At 37.9% G+C, this 715-nt stretch carries 1 protein-coding gene; it reads right to left on the bottom strand.

Features of this window, described 5'->3' with window-relative positions; all coding sequences use genetic code 11:
* The coding region (locus ODQ17_RS19055; RefSeq protein WP_322905628.1) for an Ig-like domain-containing protein at positions 1-715 on the bottom strand (715 nt) is incomplete at both ends.

Here is a 715-nt window from a genome sequence, read left to right as displayed (position 1 = left end):
TCTAATGAGACGCTAAATGTTCCATCCCAATTAACATTATTATTCCAAAGATTTAATAATTGACCATTCTGATCAAATACTTGAATCGTAGCATTTGGCTCAGCCATACCAGTTAGAAATGAACCATCTTCGCTAAATACTAAATTAGTCGCATTTTCCGGTGCGGTATTATCAAGAAAGGCTGTTTGTTTTACTTCAACGCTACGATTACCAGCTTGATCAATCACAACAAAAGTGAGTTCCTCACCTTTTAAATAAACTTGATTCAAGTAACCCGAGACATAACCAGCACTATCTACATAACCTGAACCTACGACCTCACCCGCAGCATTTTTAACTTCAACTTGAGTATTTACTTCTGCTTGTGCTGTAAAGTTTTGACCATTTTCATTGAAGATGATGTTTTCAATTGCGATTGGTGCAATATCATCAATTAAAGCATTCTGTTTAACCTCTGCACTGCGGTTACCAGCTCGGTCAATTACAACAAAAGTAAGTTCCTCACCATGTAGATACACCTGGTTCAAGGAACCCGATACATTACCAAAGATCCCCACATAACCAGAACCTACTACTTCACCAGCAGCATTTTTAACTTCGATTCGACTATCTGCTTCCGCTTGCGCTGTAAAGTCCTGTCCATTTTGGTCGAAGTTGATATTTTCAATCGGATTTGGTGCGATATCATCAGTTAAAGCATTTTGCTTAAATTCAA

Source organism: Acinetobacter sp. IRS14 (assembly GCF_034650275.1).
In the GTDB taxonomy this organism is placed as follows: domain Bacteria; phylum Pseudomonadota; class Gammaproteobacteria; order Pseudomonadales; family Moraxellaceae; genus Acinetobacter; species Acinetobacter oleivorans.
The sequence above is the reverse complement of the archived record's forward strand: the minus strand, read 5'-3'. Positions and strand labels throughout refer to the sequence as shown.